Annotated in this window: 19 protein-coding genes and 3 tRNA genes; 17 read left to right on the top strand and 5 right to left on the bottom strand. The window is 64.5% G+C overall.

Translation table 11 applies throughout. The annotated features are described in order from the left end of the window. Positions 1–114: 114 nt before the first annotated feature. Positions 115–1,974: a tetratricopeptide repeat protein gene (locus SFB74_RS27500; protein ID WP_093308001.1), complete on the bottom strand. Its 1,860-nt coding sequence runs from the start codon at positions 1,972–1,974 to the stop codon at positions 115–117. A gap of 82 nt (positions 1,975–2,056) precedes the next feature. Here SFB74_RS27500 and mutM point away from each other — a divergent pair, with 82 nt between their 5' ends. From mutM to mutY, 3 genes are all read left to right on the top strand, one after another. Next, the gene (gene mutM / locus SFB74_RS27495) at positions 2,057–2,869 is read left to right on the top strand and encodes a bifunctional DNA-formamidopyrimidine glycosylase/DNA-(apurinic or apyrimidinic site) lyase (RefSeq protein ID WP_093307999.1); all 813 of its coding nucleotides are present in this window, start codon (positions 2,057–2,059) and stop codon (positions 2,867–2,869) included. Positions 2,870–2,971: 102 nt separating this feature from the next. Continuing rightward, positions 2,972–4,933 (top strand): dynamin family protein, encoded by a 1,962-nt coding sequence (locus SFB74_RS27490; protein WP_432727580.1) that lies wholly within the window; start codon positions 2,972–2,974, stop codon positions 4,931–4,933. Positions 4,934–4,946: 13 nt separating this feature from the next. Further along, positions 4,947–6,005 (top strand): A/G-specific adenine glycosylase, encoded by a 1,059-nt coding sequence (gene mutY / locus SFB74_RS27485; RefSeq protein ID WP_432727579.1) that lies wholly within the window; start codon positions 4,947–4,949, stop codon positions 6,003–6,005. Positions 6,006–6,021: 16 nt separating this feature from the next. On the opposite strand, the gene rapZ is transcribed toward mutY, so the two are convergent. From rapZ to SFB74_RS27465, 4 genes are read right to left on the bottom strand one after another with little or no spacing between them, the layout of a single operon-like run. Next, positions 6,022–6,900: an RNase adapter RapZ gene (gene rapZ, locus SFB74_RS27480; protein WP_093209708.1), complete on the bottom strand. Its 879-nt coding sequence runs from the start codon at positions 6,898–6,900 to the stop codon at positions 6,022–6,024. Continuing rightward, a complete protein-coding gene (recN, locus tag SFB74_RS27475; protein WP_126471472.1) occupies positions 6,897–8,579 on the bottom strand; it encodes a DNA repair protein RecN in 1,683 nt (560 codons plus the stop codon). The genes rapZ and recN overlap by 4 nt, the downstream gene beginning before the upstream one ends. 1 nt (position 8,580) lies before the next feature. Beyond that, complete coding sequence (locus SFB74_RS27470) at positions 8,581–9,492, bottom strand: NAD kinase (RefSeq protein ID WP_432727577.1); 912 nt, start codon at positions 9,490–9,492, stop codon at positions 8,581–8,583. Between the two features lie 10 nt (positions 9,493–9,502). After that, complete coding sequence (locus tag SFB74_RS27465; RefSeq protein ID WP_432727576.1) at positions 9,503–9,763, bottom strand: hypothetical protein; 261 nt, start codon at positions 9,761–9,763, stop codon at positions 9,503–9,505. A 281-nt stretch (positions 9,764–10,044) separates the two neighbouring features. On the opposite strand from SFB74_RS27465, the gene SFB74_RS27460 reads away from it, so the two are divergent. The 14 genes from SFB74_RS27460 to greB all read left to right on the top strand — a co-directional run bounded on the left by SFB74_RS27460 (position 10,045) and on the right by greB (position 19,025). Next, entirely contained in the window at positions 10,045–10,305 is a 261-nt protein-coding gene (locus SFB74_RS27460) for a hypothetical protein (protein ID WP_432727575.1), read from the top strand. A 152-nt stretch (positions 10,306–10,457) separates the two neighbouring features. Further along, positions 10,458–10,763, top strand: a complete 306-nt coding sequence (locus SFB74_RS27455; protein WP_432727574.1) for a hypothetical protein — start codon at positions 10,458–10,460, stop codon at positions 10,761–10,763. Further along, positions 10,763–10,978 (top strand): hypothetical protein, encoded by a 216-nt coding sequence (locus tag SFB74_RS27450; RefSeq protein ID WP_432727573.1) that lies wholly within the window; start codon positions 10,763–10,765, stop codon positions 10,976–10,978. Before SFB74_RS27455 ends, SFB74_RS27450 begins: the two co-directional genes overlap by 1 nt. 201 nt (positions 10,979–11,179) lie before the next feature. Then, a complete protein-coding gene (locus tag SFB74_RS27445; protein ID WP_432727572.1) occupies positions 11,180–11,395 on the top strand; it encodes a major capsid protein in 216 nt (71 codons plus the stop codon). Between the two features lie 1,305 nt (positions 11,396–12,700). After that, positions 12,701–13,033, top strand: a complete 333-nt coding sequence (locus SFB74_RS27440; RefSeq protein WP_432727571.1) for a virulence factor TspB C-terminal domain-related protein — start codon at positions 12,701–12,703, stop codon at positions 13,031–13,033. 3 nt (positions 13,034–13,036) lie between these two features. Then, a complete protein-coding gene (locus tag SFB74_RS27435) occupies positions 13,037–13,345 on the top strand; it encodes a DUF2523 domain-containing protein (RefSeq protein WP_432727570.1) in 309 nt (102 codons plus the stop codon). A gap of 8 nt (positions 13,346–13,353) precedes the next feature. Further along, the gene (locus tag SFB74_RS27430; RefSeq protein ID WP_432727569.1) at positions 13,354–14,577 is read left to right on the top strand and encodes a zonular occludens toxin domain-containing protein; all 1,224 of its coding nucleotides are present in this window, start codon (positions 13,354–13,356) and stop codon (positions 14,575–14,577) included. A 405-nt stretch (positions 14,578–14,982) separates the two neighbouring features. Further along, the gene (locus tag SFB74_RS27425) at positions 14,983–15,867 is read left to right on the top strand and encodes a rolling circle replication-associated protein (RefSeq protein WP_432727568.1); all 885 of its coding nucleotides are present in this window, start codon (positions 14,983–14,985) and stop codon (positions 15,865–15,867) included. An 84-nt stretch (positions 15,868–15,951) separates the two neighbouring features. Further along, positions 15,952–16,872, top strand: coding sequence for a recombinase family protein (locus SFB74_RS27420; protein ID WP_432727566.1), 921 nt, complete (start codon positions 15,952–15,954; stop codon positions 16,870–16,872). A 53-nt stretch (positions 16,873–16,925) separates the two neighbouring features. Continuing rightward, positions 16,926–17,933, top strand: a complete 1,008-nt coding sequence (hrcA, locus tag SFB74_RS27415) for a heat-inducible transcriptional repressor HrcA (RefSeq protein ID WP_432727564.1) — start codon at positions 16,926–16,928, stop codon at positions 17,931–17,933. Between the two features lie 31 nt (positions 17,934–17,964). Continuing rightward, positions 17,965–18,041, top strand: a tRNA-Ile gene (locus tag SFB74_RS27410). Positions 18,042–18,123: 82 nt separating this feature from the next. Then, positions 18,124–18,200 (top strand) — tRNA-Arg (locus SFB74_RS27405). A gap of 116 nt (positions 18,201–18,316) precedes the next feature. Further along, positions 18,317–18,393, top strand: a tRNA-Arg gene (locus SFB74_RS27400). A gap of 56 nt (positions 18,394–18,449) precedes the next feature. Continuing rightward, positions 18,450–19,025 carry a transcription elongation factor GreB gene (greB, locus tag SFB74_RS27395; RefSeq protein ID WP_432732007.1) on the top strand — a complete coding sequence of 192 codons (576 nt, stop codon included), beginning with the start codon at positions 18,450–18,452 and terminating at the stop codon, positions 19,023–19,025. The last annotated feature ends 5 nt before the right edge of the window (positions 19,026–19,030 follow it).

Below are 19,030 nucleotides of genomic sequence, written 5' to 3'. Positions count from 1 at the left end.
GAGCCGCCGGACAACTGCGCGCACCCGGTAGCCAGCAGCGCAGCTGCCCCGCCCGCCGCCAGAAAAGCGCGCCGGCCGGCCTGCCCAGGCGCGAATGCCTCTGCCTGCGCCATGTCAGGGTTTCACTCGCAGGCGCTTCAGCGTTTCCTGCAGCGTTTCGTTCTCGGCGTCGCTCAGCAGGGCTTCCTTCCAGATCGTGACCGCGCGGTCCTTCTGGCCGGAGGTCCACAGGACTTCGCCGAAGTGCGCGCCGATCTCGGGATCGGGCCGGGTCTTGTAGGCCGCCTCGAGGATGCGGATGGCCTCGGCCGTGTTGCCGAGCCGGAACTCGACCCAGCCCAGGCTGTCGGCGATGAACGGATCTTCCGGCGCCAGCTGCACCGCCTTCTGGATCAGCGTGCGTGCCTCCTCGAGCCGGATCTTGCGATCGGCCAGCGAGTAGCCCAGCGCGTTGTACGCGTTCTGGTTGTCGGGCTTGAGCTCGATGAGGCGGCGCAGCAGGCGCTCCATGTCGTCGAGGCGATTGAGCTTCTCGGCGATCATGGCCTGGTCGTACACCAGGTCGCCATCGTCCGGCGACGCTGCCGAGGCCTGGGCGAGCATGTCGTAGGCCGCCTGGTACTGCTTCGCGTCACGCAGCAGCTGCACTTCGGCAAGGAACTTCTGCTTCTTGTCGTCGGCCGTGCGCTCGGGCAGACCGCGGATGATCTCGCGGGCCTGGGGCAGCTTGCCCTGGCGTGCCAGCAGGGTCGCGCGGCGGGTCTGCGCGGCCACCACCTCGTCGGCGCCGTCGACTCGCGAGAGCCAGCGTTCGGCGGCCGCATAGTCCTTGCGCCGTTCGGCCAGCTGCGACAGAGCGAAGTACGCCTGCGACACGCCGCGCTTGCGGTCGGCCGCATCGTCGGCATCCTTGCTGTTGCCGCTCTTCGAACCGGCCGACAGCTCGATGAAGCGCTTGATCGAAGCCTCGGCCGCGGCGTCCTGCCGGGCCTGCATCTGCAGGCTGCCCAGCAGCAGCCACGGTTCCGCGAGCTCGGGGCGCGAAGTGGTCAGCGCCTGGAGCTGCGCGGAGGCGTCGCTGTAGCGGCGGTTCTCGACCAGCACGCGCGCATAGGCGACGCGCAGGTCGGGCGAGGCCTTCGGGTTGTTGTTCAGGAAGCGCGTGACGATCGGTTCGGCCAGCGGCTGGCCGGGGTCGATCATCTCGAGTGCCAGAGCGGCGGGCGCGTCGGAGGCCGGGTCGATCTCCTGGCCCTTGCGCGCGGCTTCCAGCGCACCGGAAGCATCGCCCGCGTTGAGACGCAGCCTGCCGACGGTGGCCCAGGCCAGCCCGCCGGTGGTGGGGCTCTTCAGTTCGTCGACCAGCGCCTGCTCGACCACCGAGGCGGCCAGCTTCTTGTCGGATGCGCGCGAGTAGTTGCGCGCGATCACGGCCATCAGCAGCGGACGCTCGATCTGCGAGGTGGCCGCCACCTCCGCACGCAGCGGCTCGACGGTTTCGCTGATGCGGTTCAGCGCGATCAGGATCTGCAACTCGATGCGGCGTGCGTCGCGCGAGTTCGGCAAGGTTTCCTGCCAGGCCCGTGCCGCGGCAAGCGCCGCGTCGCCGGAGCGCGACTGAAGCGCGATCTCGACCGCGCGCTGGAACAGCTTGCCGTCGCGCAGCCGCCGTGCGGCGTCGAGCACCAGTGCGTAGCCGGAACCGGGATCGCCCGAACGGGCCGTCATCTCGCCCATCAGGATCTCGTAGAACAGGTCGGCCGTCAGCGCTGACTGCAGCGGCGCGGGTTCGGCGGCCGCCTTGGCTGCGGCCGGTCGCGGCCTGACCACAGGCTTCGACGGAGCCGGCCGTTCGATGACGGGAGCGGGGCTGGTGGGGGCTGCGGGATCGGGGGATTGCGCCTGGACGGCGCAGGCCAGCAAGGCAAGAGACGCGGCCGCCGCAAGGCGGTGTCGGCGGGGCGAAAGATTCATCTGACCATAATAATCCAGCCTTTTGTACGAGCATCGCGTGGGGCTTCGTTGCCGCTGGCGTTTGCCGAAGATTTACTTTTTCATGCCCGAGCTACCCGAAGTCGAAGTCACCCGCCGTGGGTTTGCCGACCGCATCGCAGGCGGGCGCATCGAAGCGGTGCGCATCGGCAAGCCCCTGCGCTGGGCGCTGATGGTGCTGCCCGAGGCGCTGGTCGGACGGCAGGTGCGCGAGGTGCGCCGGCGCGGCAAGTACCTGCTGATCGATCTCGACCGCGGCATCCTTCTGCTGCACCTGGGCATGTCGGGCAGCCTGCGCTTCGATGCCGCGCTGCCGCCGCCTGGCCCGCACGATCACTTCGATCTTGTTACCAACCGCGGCACCCTCAGGCTCAACGACCCGCGCCGCTTCGGTGCAGTTGTTTACGTGGAAGACGAGTCCGCGCCTTGGGCAATAAAGCTGCTGGGCGGCCTTGGCATGGAGCCGCTGGACGAGGGTTTCGACCTCGACGCCTTTCATGCCGGCCTCAGGAAGCGCAAGACCGCCGTCAAGCAGGTGCTGCTGGCGGGCGACGTGGTGGTGGGCGTGGGCAACATCTACGCGTCGGAGGCGTTGTTCCAGGCGGGCATCCGGCCGACGCTGTCGGCGGCGCGCATCAGCCGTCCACGAGCCGCGAAGCTTCATGCGGCGGTGCGCGAGATCCTGGCGCGGGCGGTGGAGAAGGGCGGCAGCACGCTGCGCGATTTCTCCAATGTGGACGGACAGAATGGCTATTTCCAGCTCGAAGCGACTGTCTACGGCCGGGCCGGCGAGCCCTGTCGGGTTTGCGCAACGCCGATCCGGCTGTTGCGCCAGGGGCAGCGCTCCACCTATTACTGCCCCAACTGCCAGAAGTAGGCGCAGGCTCGCACGATGGAAACAGCAAAATAGAAACAATCTAGAAACGGTGGCAGCACGCCCGCCGATGTATATTTGTAAATTGTTTCTTACATATTCCCCTTGAGCCGCTCCTTCAACCAACAACTCGATCAGCACGGTGCGTGGCGAAGCAACTTCGCCCACCGGCTGCAGTGGCTGTCCCGCTGGCTGACCGAGAACGAGCTGCTCGACCAGGCAGTGGCTGAGCGCCTGCGCGGGCTCGAGACGCAGATCCGCACGAGCAAGGTCATGGTCGCCTTCGTGGCCGAGTTCTCGCGCGGCAAGTCGGAGCTGATCAACGCCATCTTCTTCGCCGGCTACGGGCGGCGCATCATGCCCGCGAGCGCCGGCCGCACCACGATGTGCCCGACCGAGCTGGGCTACGACGCCGCGCATGCGCCCAAGCTGCGCCTGCTGCCCATCGAGACCCGGCTGGAGCCTCATTCGCTGGCTCATTGGCGCGACAAGCCCACGCGCTGGACCGAGATCGCCATCGACGTCGGCAACGCCGAGCAGTTGGCGCAGGCGATGGGCAAGGTGGCCGAGGTGCGCTGGGTGAGCAAGGACGAGGCCCGCACGCTGGGCTTCTGGAACGACGACACGCCCGACGACAACCCGGTGCAGGACGCCGAAGGCCGCGTGGAAATTCCGCGCTGGCGCCACGCGGTGCTGAACATGCCGCACCCGCTGCTGGAGCAGGGGCTGGTGATCCTGGACACGCCGGGCCTGAACGCGATCGGCGCCGAACCCGAGCTGACGGTGAGCCTGATTCCGCAGGCGCACGCCGTGGTCTTCATCCTCGGCGCCGAGACCGGCGTGACGCGCTCCGACCTTTCCATCTGGCGCGAGCACCTCATCACCGAGGACGAGAGCAACGACACGCGCTTCGTGGTGCTCAACAAGATCGACACCATGTGGGACACGCTCAGCACGCCCGCGCAGATCGAGCAGCAGATCGAGCGCCAGCGCGAAGGCGCGGCCCGGCTGCTCGAAGTGCCGCTGGCGCAGGTGCTGCCCGTGTCCGCGCAGAAGGGCCTGCAGGCCAAGATCCAGCACGACGGCCAGTTGCTGCAGGCCAGCCGCCTGCCGGCGCTCGAATCGCTGCTCGCCGAAGGCGTGCTCGGCAAGCGCGAAACCATGCTGCGGCTCGCGGTCGACGCGGGCATGACCGCGCTGCGCGCCGAGGCCGAGCGCATTCTTAAAGTGCGACAGCGCGACCTGTCCGAGCAGGCGCTCGAACTGCAGGGGCTGCGCGGCAAGAACGTCTCGGTGATCCGCCACATGCGCGCGCGCATCGACCAGGAGCATGCCGAGTTCGAGGGCAGCAACACGCGCATCCTGGCGCTGCGCTCGGTGCAGGGCAAGCTGCTGCGCGAGGTGTATGCCGTGCTCGGGCGCACCGCGCTGAAGGCTGACATGGTGAAGCTCTCGGCCGCGCTCAAGCGCCCCGGCGTCAAGTTCAACGTGCGCAAGGTGTACGCCGAGACCTTCGACTCGCTGCGCAACAACCTGCGCGAGGTGCAGGCGACCACGGCCGAGATCCAGTCGATGCTGCACGCCACCTTCCGCCAGCTCAACGCCGAGCAAGGCTTTACCCTGCAGGCGCCGGCCGAGCCCGACCTTACGGGCTTCGAACAGGAGCTGGCGCAGATCGAGCGCAGCCACATCCACTACCTGGGCGTGGGCAACCTGCTGAAGCTCGCGCAGGCCGACTTCTGCGACAAGCTGGTCCGTGCGCTGGCCAGCCGGCTGAGGCTGGTCAACGAAGCCGCCATGACCGAGGTCGAGCGCTGGAGCAAGGGCGCCAGTGCGCAGATCGATGCGCAGCTCAAGGAACGCCGCCGCAACTTCAGCAAGCGCATCGAGGCGATCGAGCGCATCCAGAGCGCGGCGGGCAACCTCGACGAGCGGCTGGTCGAGCTCGCTGCGCAGGAAAGCAACCTTGCCGAGCTGCATGTGCAATTGCGCGAATTCACTTCGCTGATCGCTCAGCACGGAAGGCCGCAGCCAGCGGCCACCATCGGCGAACTGCGTGCGGCCTGAAGATTCCGCCTCCATGGCGGCGACTGCAACCCTGTCATTGCCCCCGGATTTCGCCGAGCAGATCGTGAGCTGGCAGCGCAGCCACGGGCGCAGCCAGCTGCCGTGGCAGAACACGCGCGACCCGTACCGCGTGTGGCTGTCGGAAGTGATGCTGCAGCAGACGCAGGTGTCGACCGTGCTCGGCTATTTCGCGCGCTTCCTCGAACGCTTTCCCGACGTGAAGGCTCTGGCCGCAGGCACCGAGGACGAGGTCTTCGGCCTCTGGAGCGGCCTGGGCTACTACAGCCGGGCGCGCAACATGCATCGCTGCGCGCAGGAAGTCGTCGCACGATTCGGCGGAGAGTTTCCGCGCACGGCGGCTGAACTCGTCACGCTGCCGGGCATCGGACGCTCGACCTCGGCTGCCATCGCGGCCTTCTGCTTCGGCGAGCGCGTGGCGATCCTCGACGGCAACGTGAAGCGCGTGCTGACGCGCGTGCTGGGCTTCGCGGGCGACATGTCTTCCGCGGCGCAGGAGCGTGCGCTGTGGGACTTGGCGACGCAACTGCTCCCGCCCGCGAAGGAAAAGGAAGCCATCGCGTCCTACACGCAGGGCGTGATGGACATGGGCGCCACGGTGTGCCTGCCGCGCAAGCCGAGCTGCATGATCTGCCCGGTGCAGAAGAGCTGCGCGGCCCTGCGCGAGGGGGCGCCAGAGCGCTACCCGGTCAAGACGCGCAAGCTCAAGCGCAGTGCGCAGTCGCTCTGGGTGCTGCTGGCACGCGATGCGCAAGGCCGCGTGTGGCTGGAGAAGCGGCCGTCGAGGGGCATCTGGGCCGGGCTCTACTGCCTGCCGGTGTTCGACAGCCGCGAGGAGCTGCTTGCCGCCCTGCCTGCGGCGGCGCGACGCGGTGTGCAAGACATGCCGGCCTTCGTGCACGTACTGACCCACAAGGATCTGCACCTGCACCCGGTGCAGATCCAGGACGGCCAGCCGCAAGGCGAGGGCGCGCGCTGGGTCGAGGCACAGGAGTGGAGCCGGCTGGGCCTGCCGGCGCCGATGCGCAAGCTGTTGGAGGGCGGCGAGGCCTAGTTGGCCCGCCAGTCGATCAGATCGCGTCGAGCTCGCGGTGGCGCTTGAGCGCACCCCAGCGGGCGCCGAACGAGCGCGCCAGTTGCTCGACCAGGAACACCGAGCGGTGCTGTCCGCCCGTGCACCCGATGGCCACCGTCACGTAGCTGCGATGGTCGCGCGCCAGCGCGTCGAGCCAGTGCGTCAGGAACTGCTCGATGTCGTCGTACATGCGCGCCACGTCGTCGTGCTCGCGCAGCCATTCGATCACCGGCTCGTCGCGGCCGGTGAGCGGGCGCAGCGCCGGCACGTAGTGCGGGTTAGGCAGCATGCGCACGTCGAACACGTAATCGGCGTCCAGAGGCACGCCGCGCTTGAAGGCGAAGGACTCGAACACCAGCGTCAGCGCGCTCTGCGGCGCCGAGATCAGCGACTTGATGTAGCTCTGCAGCTGCGCCGGCCGGATCAGGCTGGTGTCGATCACGTCGGCGCCGTCGCGCAGGTCGGCCAGCAGCTCGCGCTCGAGCTCGATGGCCTGGGTCAGCACGCGGTGCTGCTCGGGTGCGTCGGTGCGGCCTTCCTGGCGCGAGAGCGGATGGCGGCGGCGGGTTTCGGAGTAGCGGCGCAGCAGGGCGTCGGTGGTCGCGTCTAGGAACAGCGAGCGCAGCGAGATGCCGCCGTCGCGACGCAGCGCCTCGAGCTGCTGCGGAACGATGGGCAGCGAGACGCCGCTTCGCACGTCCATGGCAATGGCCACGCGCGTGGCCTGCTGCTCGTGCTGCAGCGCGATGAACGAGGTCAGCAGTTCGGGCGGCAGGTTGTCGACGCAGTAGTAGCCCGCGTCTTCCAGCGCATGCAGGGCCACCGACTTGCCGGAACCCGACATGCCCGTGATGAGCACGAGATCGAGGGTCATTGCAGGGCTGCCGAAGTCTTGTGGCCGAGCATTTCGCGCGCGTGAGCGAGCGAGGTCTGCGAAACCTTCTCGCCGCCCAGCATGCGGGCGATTTCCCTGGCGCGGCTGTCGTCGTCGAGGCGCGATACGCCGCTCTCGGTGCGCGGGCCGTCGCTGCCGGTGGCGGCTGTCTGGCGCTTGGCCACCACGAGGTGGTGGTCGGCACAGGCGGCCACCTGGGGCAGGTGGGTCACGGCGAGCACTTGGCGGTCGCGGCCGAGCTGCTTCATCAGGCGGCCGACGGTCTCCGCGACCGCGCCGCCCACGCCGGAGTCGACCTCGTCGAAGATCAGCGTCTGCGCTGCTCCGAGCTGGCTGGTAGTGACGGCGATGGCCAGTGCGATGCGCGACAGTTCGCCGCCCGAAGCCACCTTGCCGATGGCCCGGGGCGTGCTGCCGGTGTGGCCGGCCACGAGAAAGGCGACGTCCTCGAGGCCTGCGCGGCTGGGCTGTGCCAGCGGCTGAAGTTCGACTTCGAAGCGCCCGCCCTGCATGCCCAGGCCCTGCATCGCGTCGGTGACGGCCTGGCCGAGGCGCGGCGCGGCTTGCTTGCGGGCCTTGCCCAGCGCCTTGGCTTCCTTCATGTAGGCCTGCTGCGCGGCCTGCTCGGCGCGTTCCAGGCCTTCGAGATCGCTCTGTGCGTCGAGCGCCTGCAGCTCGGCCTGCCAGCCGGCCAGCAGTGCCGGCAGCTCGGCCGGCGGGCGCTTGTAGCGGCGCGCGAGCGACATCCACAGGCCCATGCGCTCGTCGAGTTCGGCGAGGCTTTGCGGGTCGGTGTCGGCATCGCGAAGGTAGCCGTGCAGCGTGTGCGCCGCGTCGGAGGCCTGCGCCACGCAGGAGGCGAGCACCTCGCCCAGCGCGCGGAACTCGGGCTCGATGTGCTCGCAGTTCTGCAGCAGCGTGGCCGCGCGCTGAAGCGCGGAGAGGGCGCCGTTGTCGTCGTCTTCGAGCGCCTGGCTGGCGCCCTGTGCCGCGTCGATCAGCGCCTGCGCGTTCGAGATGCGCGAGTGGTTGGTGGAGAGCTCCTCCCACTCGTCGGCGCCCGGCGCGAGCTTGGCGACTTCGGAGATCTGCCATTGCAGCCGTTCGCGTTCGCGCTGCAGCGAGTCTTGCGCCGAGCGCGCGTGCTCGAGCGCGGAAAGCGCTTGTCGCCAGGCTTGCCATGCGGCATCGAGCGCGTCGGTGCGCACGCCGGCGTAGGCATCGAGCAGGCCGCGCACTGCCTCGGGCCGCGTCAGGCTCTGCCAGGCGTGCTGGCCGTGGATGTCGAGCAGGCGGTCGCCGAGTTCGCGCAGCTGCGTGGCGGTGGCGGGGCTGCCGTTGATCCAGCCGCGGCTGCGGCCCTGCAGGTCGACGGTGCGGCGCAGCAGCAGCGCGTCGCCGGCTTCGAAGCCGCCTTCGTCGAGCCAGCTGCCGAGGGCCGGATCGGCATCGAATTCAGCGCTCACGTCGAGCCGCTCGGCGCCTTCGCGCACCGCGCCGGCATCGGCGCGATTGCCCAGCGCCAGCTGCAGCGCGTCGATCAGGATGGATTTGCCCGCACCGGTTTCGCCGGTCAATACCGTGAAGCCGCCGGACAGGTCGAGTTCGAGTGATCGCACGATCACGAAGTCGCGCAGTGCGATGCGTCGCAGCGCCATTTCAGGAGCCCCCTTCGTTCCAGTGAAGTTTCTTGCGCAGCGTGTCGAAATAGCTCCAGCCGCGCGGATGCAGGAAGCGCACCCGGAAGTCGGAGCGGCGCACCACCACGCGGTCGCCGATCGCGAGCGAGGCCAGCGACTGCATGTCGAAATTGGCGCTGGCGTCGCGCCCGCCGACCAGCTCGATGACGATCTCGTCGGCGTCGGGCAACAGCACGGGGCGGTTCGACAGCGTGTGCGGCGCGATGGGCACAAGCACCCAGCCAGGCACCGCGGGATGCAGCAGCGGACCGCCCGCCGACAGCGCATAGGCCGTCGAGCCCGTGGGCGTGGCGATGATCAGGCCGTCGGCGCGCTGGTTGGCCACGAAATGCCGGCCCACCGACACACGAAGCTCGACCATGCCGGAAGTGGCGCCGCGGTTGACGACCACGTCGTTCATGGCGAAGGCGTCGAACACCGAGGCGCCGTCGCGCATGACCTGTGCCTGCATCAGGCTGCGGTGGTCTTCCTCGTATTCGCCGGCCAGCATCGGGATCAGCGTGGCCTGGTAGTTGTCCAGCGGGATGTCGGTGATGAAGCCGAGCCGGCCGCGATTGATGCCGATCAGCGGAATGCCGTAGCTCGCGAGCTGCCGGCCGATGCCGAGCATGGTGCCGTCGCCGCCGACCACCAGGCCGAGGTCGCAGCGCTGGCCGATTTCCTCGACGGTGAGGGCCTCGTAGCGCGGATGGGCGGGAGCGCCTTCGTCGACTTCCTCGCACGTCGGACGTTCGACGTAGACCGTGCAGCCCTGCGATTCGAGGAAGGCTCCGATGCCTTCCATGACGCTGTCGCGCGCGTCGGCTTGCGCCCGGGCGCCGGAAGCCTGGTATTTGCCGATCAGGGCGACGTGACGAAAGCGTGAGGTCATATCTCACAAATTACAACTTTGCGATGTTGAGGGCGCGTACGAGCGCCTTCTTCGCGGGTGAGTCGGGTTCTGCTTCGATTGCAGCGATAGCTATCCATTGGGTCGGATTCTCACCTAGTTGTGTGGCAATGCTTCCGGCCATCGTTGGGCTCAGTCGGCCTCGTTTCTTTGCCTGCGAGAAAGCGGCCTCCGATAGGTTCAGTAGGCGAGCCCATTCGGCTTGTTTGTGGTGGCTGAGCGCTCTCTCAAAGAGTTGCATGGTGGTCTGCATCGCGTGCTCCTTTAACCGGAGCATTTCATCACACCCTGTTAAGAAAAAGCTTGACAACCTGTTAAGTCGCCCATCATCATTCGGACACTTAACACCCAGTTAAGTTTTTTACAGGAGCGGCCATGCTTTCACAAACGTCTTTCCCGCAGTTCGCCAAGGTGGCGCTCTGCCCTGAGCTTGATTTGCCGTGCACGGCTTGCCCCACGCTGGGTATCCCGTGCGAGGCAGCTGAGTGCCCCCCTGCTGGTGCCTCGCAAGAGGTAAACGAGGCTGTGCCGAGCTTGGCCGCTCCCTCGGTCTCCGGCCAGCAGGCGGGCACACCCGATGTGAGCGCGCAGCACACGCCGGGGCCAACCACGATGAGCCCTGAACGCACCTATGGCCAGTGGCGCGAACTGCACGCCCTGAATGGCCTGGCGATGCCTCGCGAATGGCACGAACTGAGCGAAGCCCGTCAGCGCGTCTGGCGCTCCATCGAGCGCAGCATCTTCGAGGCGGGCATGCAAGCCGCCCTCGCCAAGGCCATCGGGAGCGCTGCATGACCCCCGCTCAACGCTGGTCCCTGATTCGTCGCCGGGAGTTCTGGGTGCAACGGCGTCTCTTCTGACTCGCTAGCTCGTAGCCCTCGTGCGAGGGCTTCCGGCTGGCATGTCGCCAGAACCTCAAGCCTGAAATAGCGGCACAGAAAGCTCTTATGAACGCAACGTCTCTTATCCAAATCATCAAGGTCGGTCCGGTGCAGGACAAGACTTTCGAAAACCGCCCGTATCAAATCCAAGAGTGCGAGTGCATCTTGATCAATGACGACGGTACGCCTGAAGCAGTCGGTGTCCTCCGGTTGGGCGATCAGATGCGCGGCGACAAGGCCCCTACCGTGGGCACCTACAGCGCGAAGTTCTCGCTGAAGCCGTCGCCGAAGGATCGCAAGATTGGTGCGGTGCTCACGGGTCTGACGCCCGTTGGTAAGCAGCCTGCTCCCGTGGCTCCGAAGGCACAGTGATGCTTGCCTGTCTCATCGACGGCTGTGTGGTTCCGCAGGGCGATCTGACGCGATTGATCCTTTGGGTCGTTCTGCTCGGCATATGCACCGGGATCATGTTTTCCACGATCTTGAGCAAGGCGCTTGATCTGGCGTTGTTGGTCGTTGAGCGTCGTTACCGGATCGAGGACGCACGCAATCGCGATCACAGCAAGGTGCCTTCGATCCATGGCTGACCCTACGGTCATCGACTGCTCGTCTGCATGCACCGTCACTGTGGTGCACGAGCTCTCTATTCCGCCCTTTCAACTCTCGCTTGAAGGTGGCCTCCAAATCTCGGTCGCGGTGATCGGGGTGTGGGCGTTGGGGTGGGCTCTTGGCCTGCTCAAACGCCAAATTCAAACGTCCATGTCGGACAACAACTGAAAGGAAGTTCTATGAAGAAGCAATTCGCTCGTCTCGCCCTCGTGGGCTCGCCGCTCGCCCTCCTGGGCAGCCTGTCGCACGCCGCTGCTGGCGCTGCTGTCGACGTGACCGACGCTGTCGGCACGATCGGCGCGCAGCTGACTCCGGTTGGCCTGATCGGTGTGGCGATTCTGGGTGTCGTAGTGGCCGTGGCCGCGTTCGGCTGGATTCGCAAGGGCATCCACTAAGCATCGCGCTAGGCGCTCAGGGGGACGCCCCTGAGCCCTTTCCAAAGCGGCATAGGTGCTGCTTCGTAAAGGGGCCGTCATGGATCAGTTGGGGGTGTACGTGGTCATTGCATTGTTGGGGGCGGCATGGCTCATGTTTTCCGCCTGATCGTTGCCGCGCTGCTATTTGCTGCGGGTGTTGCGCATGCTGCGGTTCCGACGGTCACGCAATATCGCTACTACTACACCACGACATACGGGTCATGGGCTGAGACGTATGCTGCTGCGTGTTCCGGTGCATTGAATGCCGCGCAGGCCTATGCCGCAGCGAACAATTACACCAATGCCACGACTGTTCTCAATTCGAACGGTGTTGCGTGTCAGGTGAGCGCCAAGAACGCCGGCGGCTCTACCGTTATTGCTGGTACGTTGGTTCAGGATCAGCGAAGCGGTGTCTGTCCGGCTGATAGCACCTCCGGCAGTGGTGGGTGCCAGTGCAACACCGGTTTCACCGAGAACGCTTCGCATACTGCGTGTGTGCCTGTCGATGTCTGCTCTTCGTTGGCTGGGCAGAGTGCTGGGGATTGGTTGAGGGATCAGGGCTTAAATGCCGCTGGGACTGGCCCGATTTCCCGCTCGTGGAGTGTGTGCGACAAGTACCAGAGTGTTGGTGGCGGCAAGTGCGTTGTGACCGTTGCCAATGCGACGTGCGATCAGGTTGCTTTTGGTAATGATCCGAAGCAGGGTGATGGTTGGTATCGGTGCGTTGGGAAGGGCTACTACACGGGTACGTCTGCCATAGCTGGTAAGTGCGATATCGGTGCTGGTCAGGGTACTGGGTCTGGGCCTACAGACCCGTCTCCTGCAACGCCTCCGGTCGTTGGCTCTGATCCGCCGAAGGTCCCCAGTCCGAAGCCTGCTGATGGCTTGCCCGCACCGTCTCCGTGTCCTGCGGGTCAGGCTCCTGGGACGGTCAATGGCACCACGTCCTGCTATCCCACAGGGTCTGATGGTGGCAAGGCTGGTGGTGCAGATCGCAGCACGACGAATTCGGATGGCAGCAAGGTCACGGAGCACGATGAGACGACGTGCAACGCGGGTGGCACGAAGTGTTCGACCGATACGACGAAGTGCACGACTCCAGCGGGTTCGAGTACGCAAACGTGTTCGACGACGAATTCGACAGATACGGCCACGGGCTTGTGTTCAAAGTCGCCCGGGAATTCGGTGTGCAGCGGTGGGGGTGATGGTGGTTCTGGCGGCGGGTTTACCGGCACGTGTGCGACTGGGTTTCAGGCGAAGGGTGAAGACCCAATCCTGAATGCCATGGCTCTTGAGCAATACAAGCGCAACTGTCAGTTGTTCGATACGACGGGGACTGCTTCGCAGCAGTACGCGGTTGAGGCTGCAAAGACGGGTGACCAGACTGGTTCGCTCGCCGGTAACTTCACTCAGGATTTGAGCGGTGGCGCTGACATGACTGATGCGCTCGGTGGTGGCTCTTGTCCTGCGGATCAGACCGTGCCGATCAATATCGGTGGTCATAGTTTTTCGTTCGTCGTCGCACTCTCTCGCTCGTGTCAGGGTCTTGAGTGGCTCGGCGTTGCGTTGGTCGCTGCTACCGCTGTGGCGTGCGCTTTCATCGTTTTCAAGGACTGATCTATGCCTTGGCTCATTGCTGCTTTGTGGACCGCTTTCCGGGCGATGCTTCCGTCTCTCACGGGTCAGGTGCTTCTCGCGCTTGGGATCGGTATTGCGACGACTGTGGGTATCAACGTTGGTATCGGGGCGTTCAAGTCTCAGATGCTGAGCGCGATTCAGGGCCTTCCTGCGGTGTCGATACAGGTGCTCGGGCTGATGAAGGTTGGCGTGTGCATCTCGATGCTGTTTGGCGCGCTGGTGTCTCGCATGGCGCGCAAGGGTATGCAGGCTGCGGCCGGTGGTTCGTTGAAGTCGTGGGTGAAGAAGTGATGCGCAGCATGTTCTCGTTCTGGCGCGCTGCGCTGTTACCTCGGGCGCTTGGCTTCATCTATCTCACGACTGGTGCGAACGGCACCGGGAAGACTGCGTTCACGCTGAAGGCTGTTCGCGAGAAGCAGGTCAAAGAGAATCGCCCGGTGTATTGGAACGGTCGGTTCGACCTCACGGAGGAGAAACAGAAAGAGTTCGGCTGGATCAAGATCGAGGCGAAGGATTGGGAGAGCGTGCCCGATGGCGCGATCTTCTTTTTCGATGAGTGCCATAACGATTTCCCGGATCGTAGTTCTGGTGCAAGGGTGCCTGATCACGTGAAGATGCTTGGTGAGCATCGCAAGCGCGGTTTCGATTTCTTCTTGCTCACGCAGCATCCGGGGAACATCGATCCCTTCATCCGCAAGATCATCGCCAGTCCGGGCTGGCATCGACACCTGAAGCGCAATTTCGGCTCTTCGCTCATCAGTCACATTGATTACCTCGCGGTGTGTGACCGGCCTGAGAAGCCCGGTGCGGGTAAGGCTGGCACCGTGTCCATGAAGGCGCTGCCTAAGGATGTGTTCGGTTGGTACAAGTCCGCTGAGCTGCACACGGCAAAGGTCAAGATTCCGCGTCAGGTCTGGATTTTTCTCACGGCGCTCCTGGTCATTCCGCTGTGCATCTATATGACGTTCCAGTTCCTTCGGAAGTCCACCACTCCGAAGGATCAGTCATCCGTGGCTGCGGCTGGGGTGGCTCCTGCAGGTTCTGGTCAGCCTTCAGCCGCGGGGCGTGTTCGTACAGCCACCGAGTACGTTTCCGACTATCAGCCGCGCGTTCCCTCGGTGATGCATACCGCTCCCGCTTATGACAAGTTGACCGAGCCGAAGCGTGTTCCGGTGCCTGCCGCGTGCGTTGAAATGAAGTCAGTCGGCTGCAAGTGCTATACGCAGGATGCGACGCCCTATCCGGTGGATTTGTCGATGTGCCGGCAGCTGGTCGCGCACGGTACGTTCTTGGCGTTCTTGCCCGAAGGTGAGCGCAGTACAGGTGCCCGTACACCGGTTGATCAGCCAAAGGCGCAGCAAGGCCCGGAATCGGCCGTTCCAGCGCTTCCCGGACCTGTTTTGATCCAAGGGGGCGACAAGTCTCCCGGCGCGCCTGCAGCGGTTTCTACGGCCTCGGCTGATGCTGGGTTGAGGCCTCGGGTGCAGCCCGGCTCCAGGTGGAGCTTCACGACTGGCGGGTAGTCGTTACGTGCCCCTGCCTGTGCGCTCCCTCTACTGCAAAGCAAAACGCCGGAGCCCTTGTGGCGGAGGCACCTCGTCTCTGGTGCTGGGTGTTTTACGTGCCCCTGCCTTGTCTCTGGCTTGCCGGAAGACGCCTGCGGATGCGGGCTCCTGCTCGTTGTTCGCCGTGGGCGGTGGATTGGCGGTGGAGCGCGCACGCAGCGAAGCGCGAGGAGCTTGCGACGCTGCGCGGAGCGGCGGGCGCAGCCCGCCGCTCAATTTATTACTAACTCACTTCACGACAAGCTCCAGCGAAGAGAGCCTGAATTCCAGTTTTGAAGTCGGCCCGAAGGGCCAAAAGAAAGACCCGGCGCAGCCTGCCAGCTGCCCGGGTCGTGATCACTGCCTTATCTTGGGGAAACAGCGATGCAGCGGATTGTGGATGGGATTGCCTACGAAGGCAAATACGTGGACGACGCCTACGACGTTCGTGTGTGGGAATGCGATGGCCATCGGGAGATTTCTGCCCAGCGTGTTATCGAGTGGCACGAGATAGGTCCGGCTCCCGACTGGGAGTCCATCCTCGGTGAGAAGGACCCGCAGCGCGAAGAGGCTGATGCGGCAGAGCGTAAAGAGGCTGCGCGCAAGCGGAATGCGTCACGGGCAAAGACCACCTGCAGGAGGTTCATTAAGTCGATGGGCTTCAACGAACTGCTGACCCTCACCTACCGTGAGAACCAGACCGACGAAGCGCTGTGTAAGAAGCACGCGCGGGCGTTCTTCCGCCGCATGTCGCAGCTGATTCCTGGCTTTGGATATTGCGCAGGCTACGAGCCGCAGCAGCGTGGTGCATGGCACGTCCACGCGGCTGTCTACAAGCTCCCGGAGTTCGTCAAGGTGCGGTTTCCCGCGAAGGTCGAAGGCGGCTTCATCGAGCGCAAGGTGCCTGCGAAGCACGTCGGCACGATGGTTTGGCGCGCCATCGTCGGGAAGGACAACGGTCTGTGTTTCGTGGGCGGGAAAAAGGCTGGCAGGGGCCTCACGTCGTCGCTGGCCAAGATGGCTGCTTACGTCTCGAAGTACATCCTGAAGCACGCTGAGCTCTTCCCTGAGGGCAAGCAGCGCTACACGCATTCGAAGGGTGATCAGCCGCTGCCGAAGTCGGTCGCCACGCGGTTTACGGGAGTGAGCCTGCTGGAGCTGATTCCGCGCTGTTTCTGGCTCGAGGAGGGCGAGGTCATCGTCACGCACCATATCGGTCGCTGGCGCGATAGCTACTACCTCTGCACGGAGGTTGCTCCTGGTGATTAGTTGCAGTGGTTGGTGTTTGGGGCGCGTCTCGGACTTGGGTTGAAGCCGGGGTTGTCTTTCAATTCTTGACGCATTACTTGCTCAATGCATTCGGCCCGGCGTATCTGTTCGGACAGTGGTTTGCGTGGATCTTGCGGGGACGTCGCGATGGTCTTGTCACCTGCAGCGCAGGGTGGGGTTGTCCAGTATGAGAACCGGTCGCGACCTTGGCATTTGTGCAGTTCGTATGGTTCGAGCGTTGCAGCTTCTGCCTGTGCTGTGGCGAGCAGTGTTGCGGCTAGTAAGTACTTGAGCATGCGGCGAAATGTACATGGGGCGCGTGTTAGGGGGTGGCGGATGTCAGCGTGCGAATTTTTTCGTTGGAGCGGCCAAATACGTCCATCTTTTGATGGTTTGTTTCTGGGGGATCAGATGCTGGTTGGTTATGCACGGGTGTCAACGAGCGAGCAGGACACGAGACTGCAGCTGGATGCTTTGCGCGTTGCTGGTGTACGGGAGATTTACGCTGAGAAGACCAGCGGCGTAGGTGCTCGTCCTGAGCTTCATCGGGCGCTTGATGCGCTGAAGCCAGGGTACACGTTGGTTGTCTACAAGCTGGATCGTCTCGCGCGTAGCTTGAAAGACCTTCTGCAACTGTTGGATCGGCTCAAGCGTTCGGGGTGTGCGGTGAAGTCGCTGACTGAGCCGATAGACACGTCATCGGCCATGGGTGAGTTTGTGTTGCAAATTCTTGGTGCCGTGGCCCAGCTCGAGCGGGCCATCATCCGTGAGCGTTGCGAGGCTGGCAGGGTGGCGGCTCGGGCGCGTGGGGTCCAGTTTGGGCGTACGTCGCTGGTGACTGGCGAGGAGGCTGGTGTCGCAGTCAAGCTCTATGCCGAGGGGTTCACGTTGGGCGAGGTGGCCTCGCTGTTTGGGGTGTCGCCGACGGCAGTGAGGTCGGCATTGGTGAGGTGCGGGGTGAGTCGCCGCAGTTGGGGCGGGGCTCGTGCCCGGCGAGTGAGCTAGGCTATGCGTCGCCTTTTCCCGAATTTTTCAACGTACAACACTAAAATCTTGCAATGCTGGACGACCGTGCCAAGTTGCTGCTCAAGACGCTCGTCGAGCGCTACATCGCCGATGGGCAACCTGTGGGTTCGCGCACGCTGTCGCGCTCCTCGGGGCTCGATCTGTCGCCGGCAACCATCCGCAACGTCATGTCCGACCTTGAGGGGCTGGGGCTGATCGCCAGCCCGCACACCTCGGCCGGTCGCATTCCCACGCACCGCGGCTATCGCCTCTTCGTCGACACCATGCTGACCGCCCAGCGCGAGCAGATGACCGCGCCGAGCCTCGCGCCCGACCAGCCGCAGAAGGTGATCGCCAATGCGGCGCACCTGCTGTCGAACATGTCGCAGTTCGTCGGCGTGGTGATGGCGCCGCGGCGCGCGTCGGTGTTCAAGCAGATCGAGTTCCTGCGGCTGTCGGAGCGGCGCCTGCTGGTGATCATCGTCTCGCCCGATGGCGACGTGCAGAACAGGGTGATCTTTCCGGAGGCCGACTATTCGCAGTCGCAGCTGGTCGAGGCTTCGAACTACATCAACGCCAACTATGCGGGCCTGACCATCGAACAGGTGCGCGACCGGCTGCAGTCCGAGATCGAGAAGCTGCGCGGCGAGATCGCCACGCTGATGCAGGCGGCGGTGCAGGTCAGCTCGGAAGTGCTGACCGAGGCGCAGGAAGACGACGTCGTGATTTCGGGTGAGCGCAATCTGCTGGCGGTGAGCGACTTCTCCAGCGACATGGGGCAACTGCGCCGCGCTTTCGAGCTCTTCGAGCAGAAGGCCCAGTTGATGCGGCTGCTCGACGTGTCGAGCAAGGCCGAGGGCGTGCGCATCTTCATCGGTGGAGAAAGCCAGGTGGTGCCGTTCGAGGAGCTTTCCATCGTCAGCGCCAACTACGAGGTCGACGGGCAGGTCGTGGGCACGCTGGGCGTGATCGGGCCGACGCGCATGCCTTATGAACGCATGATCCAGATCGTCGACATCACGTCGCGCCTGGTGACCAATGCGCTGAGCCATCGCAAGTAGGCTCGTCGGCGCGAATAGAATCGTGCCGCGTGGGCCGTTAGCTCAGTTGGTTAGAGCAGCGGACTCATAATCCGTTGGTCGCTGGTTCAAGCCCAGCACGGCCTACCACCGCTCCCTCGGCGATTCGATACTGCAAAGTCTTGCCATGCTTTCGGGGAGCAGCCAAAAACAGGCTATAATCGAAAGCTTCGCGGCTGTAGCTCAGCTGGATAGAGTACTTGGCTACGAACCAAGGGGTCGTGGGTTCGATTCCTGCCAGCCGCACCATCTTGAAAAAGCCCGGGAGATTCGTCTTCCGGGCTTTTTTCTTTTTCAGGCATTCGTTGCAATTAGCCTGAGATATTCGAAATTTGCCTGCAAAGCGGGCTATAATCGCAAGCTGTGCGGCTGTAGCTCAGCTGGATAGAGTACTTGGCTACGAACCAAGGGGTCGTGGGTTCGATTCCTGCCAGCCGCACCACTATAAAGAAAGCCCGCAACGCGAGTTGCGGGCTTTTTTCTTTTCGGAGGATCGGCGTGAACAAGGCATTCACCAAGGAAACGGATTCCGACGGAGACGACGACGGCGCCGATGGCGCTTCGCCTCCGCTGCCTGCGGGCGGCAAGAACTACATCACCCCCGAAGGCTATGCGCGGCTGCGCGACGAGCTGCTGCAGCTGATGGACGAGGAGCGTCCGAAGATCGTCGAGACCGTCCATTGGGCGGCCAAGAATGGCGACCGCTCGGAGAACGGCGATTACCTCTACGGCAAGAAGCGCCTGCGCGAGATCGATCGCCGCATCCGCTTTCTCACCAAGCGCCTCGAGATCGCCGAGGTCACCGATCCGTCGGTGCACCATGGTCGCGACCAGGTCTTCTTCGGCGCCACCGTCCTCTATGCAGACGAGACGGGCGACGAACGCAGCGTGACGATCCTTGGAATCGACGAAGCGGAAAGTGCGAAGTCGCAGGTCAGCTGGATCTCGCCGATCGCGCGGGCCTTGCTGAAGTCACGCGAAGGTGACGTGGTGAAGCTCGTTACGCCCGGCGGCGCGCACGAAGTCGAGATTCTTTCCGTGAGCTATCCGGCGCCGCGTCGGGCTGCGGAATAACGGCA

The organism is Variovorax xiamenensis, from assembly GCF_050916385.1.
Taxonomy (GTDB): Bacteria; Pseudomonadota; Gammaproteobacteria; order Burkholderiales; family Burkholderiaceae_C; genus Variovorax.
Note: the sequence above shows the minus strand (reverse complement) of the source record. Positions and strands in the feature narration are given on the sequence as shown.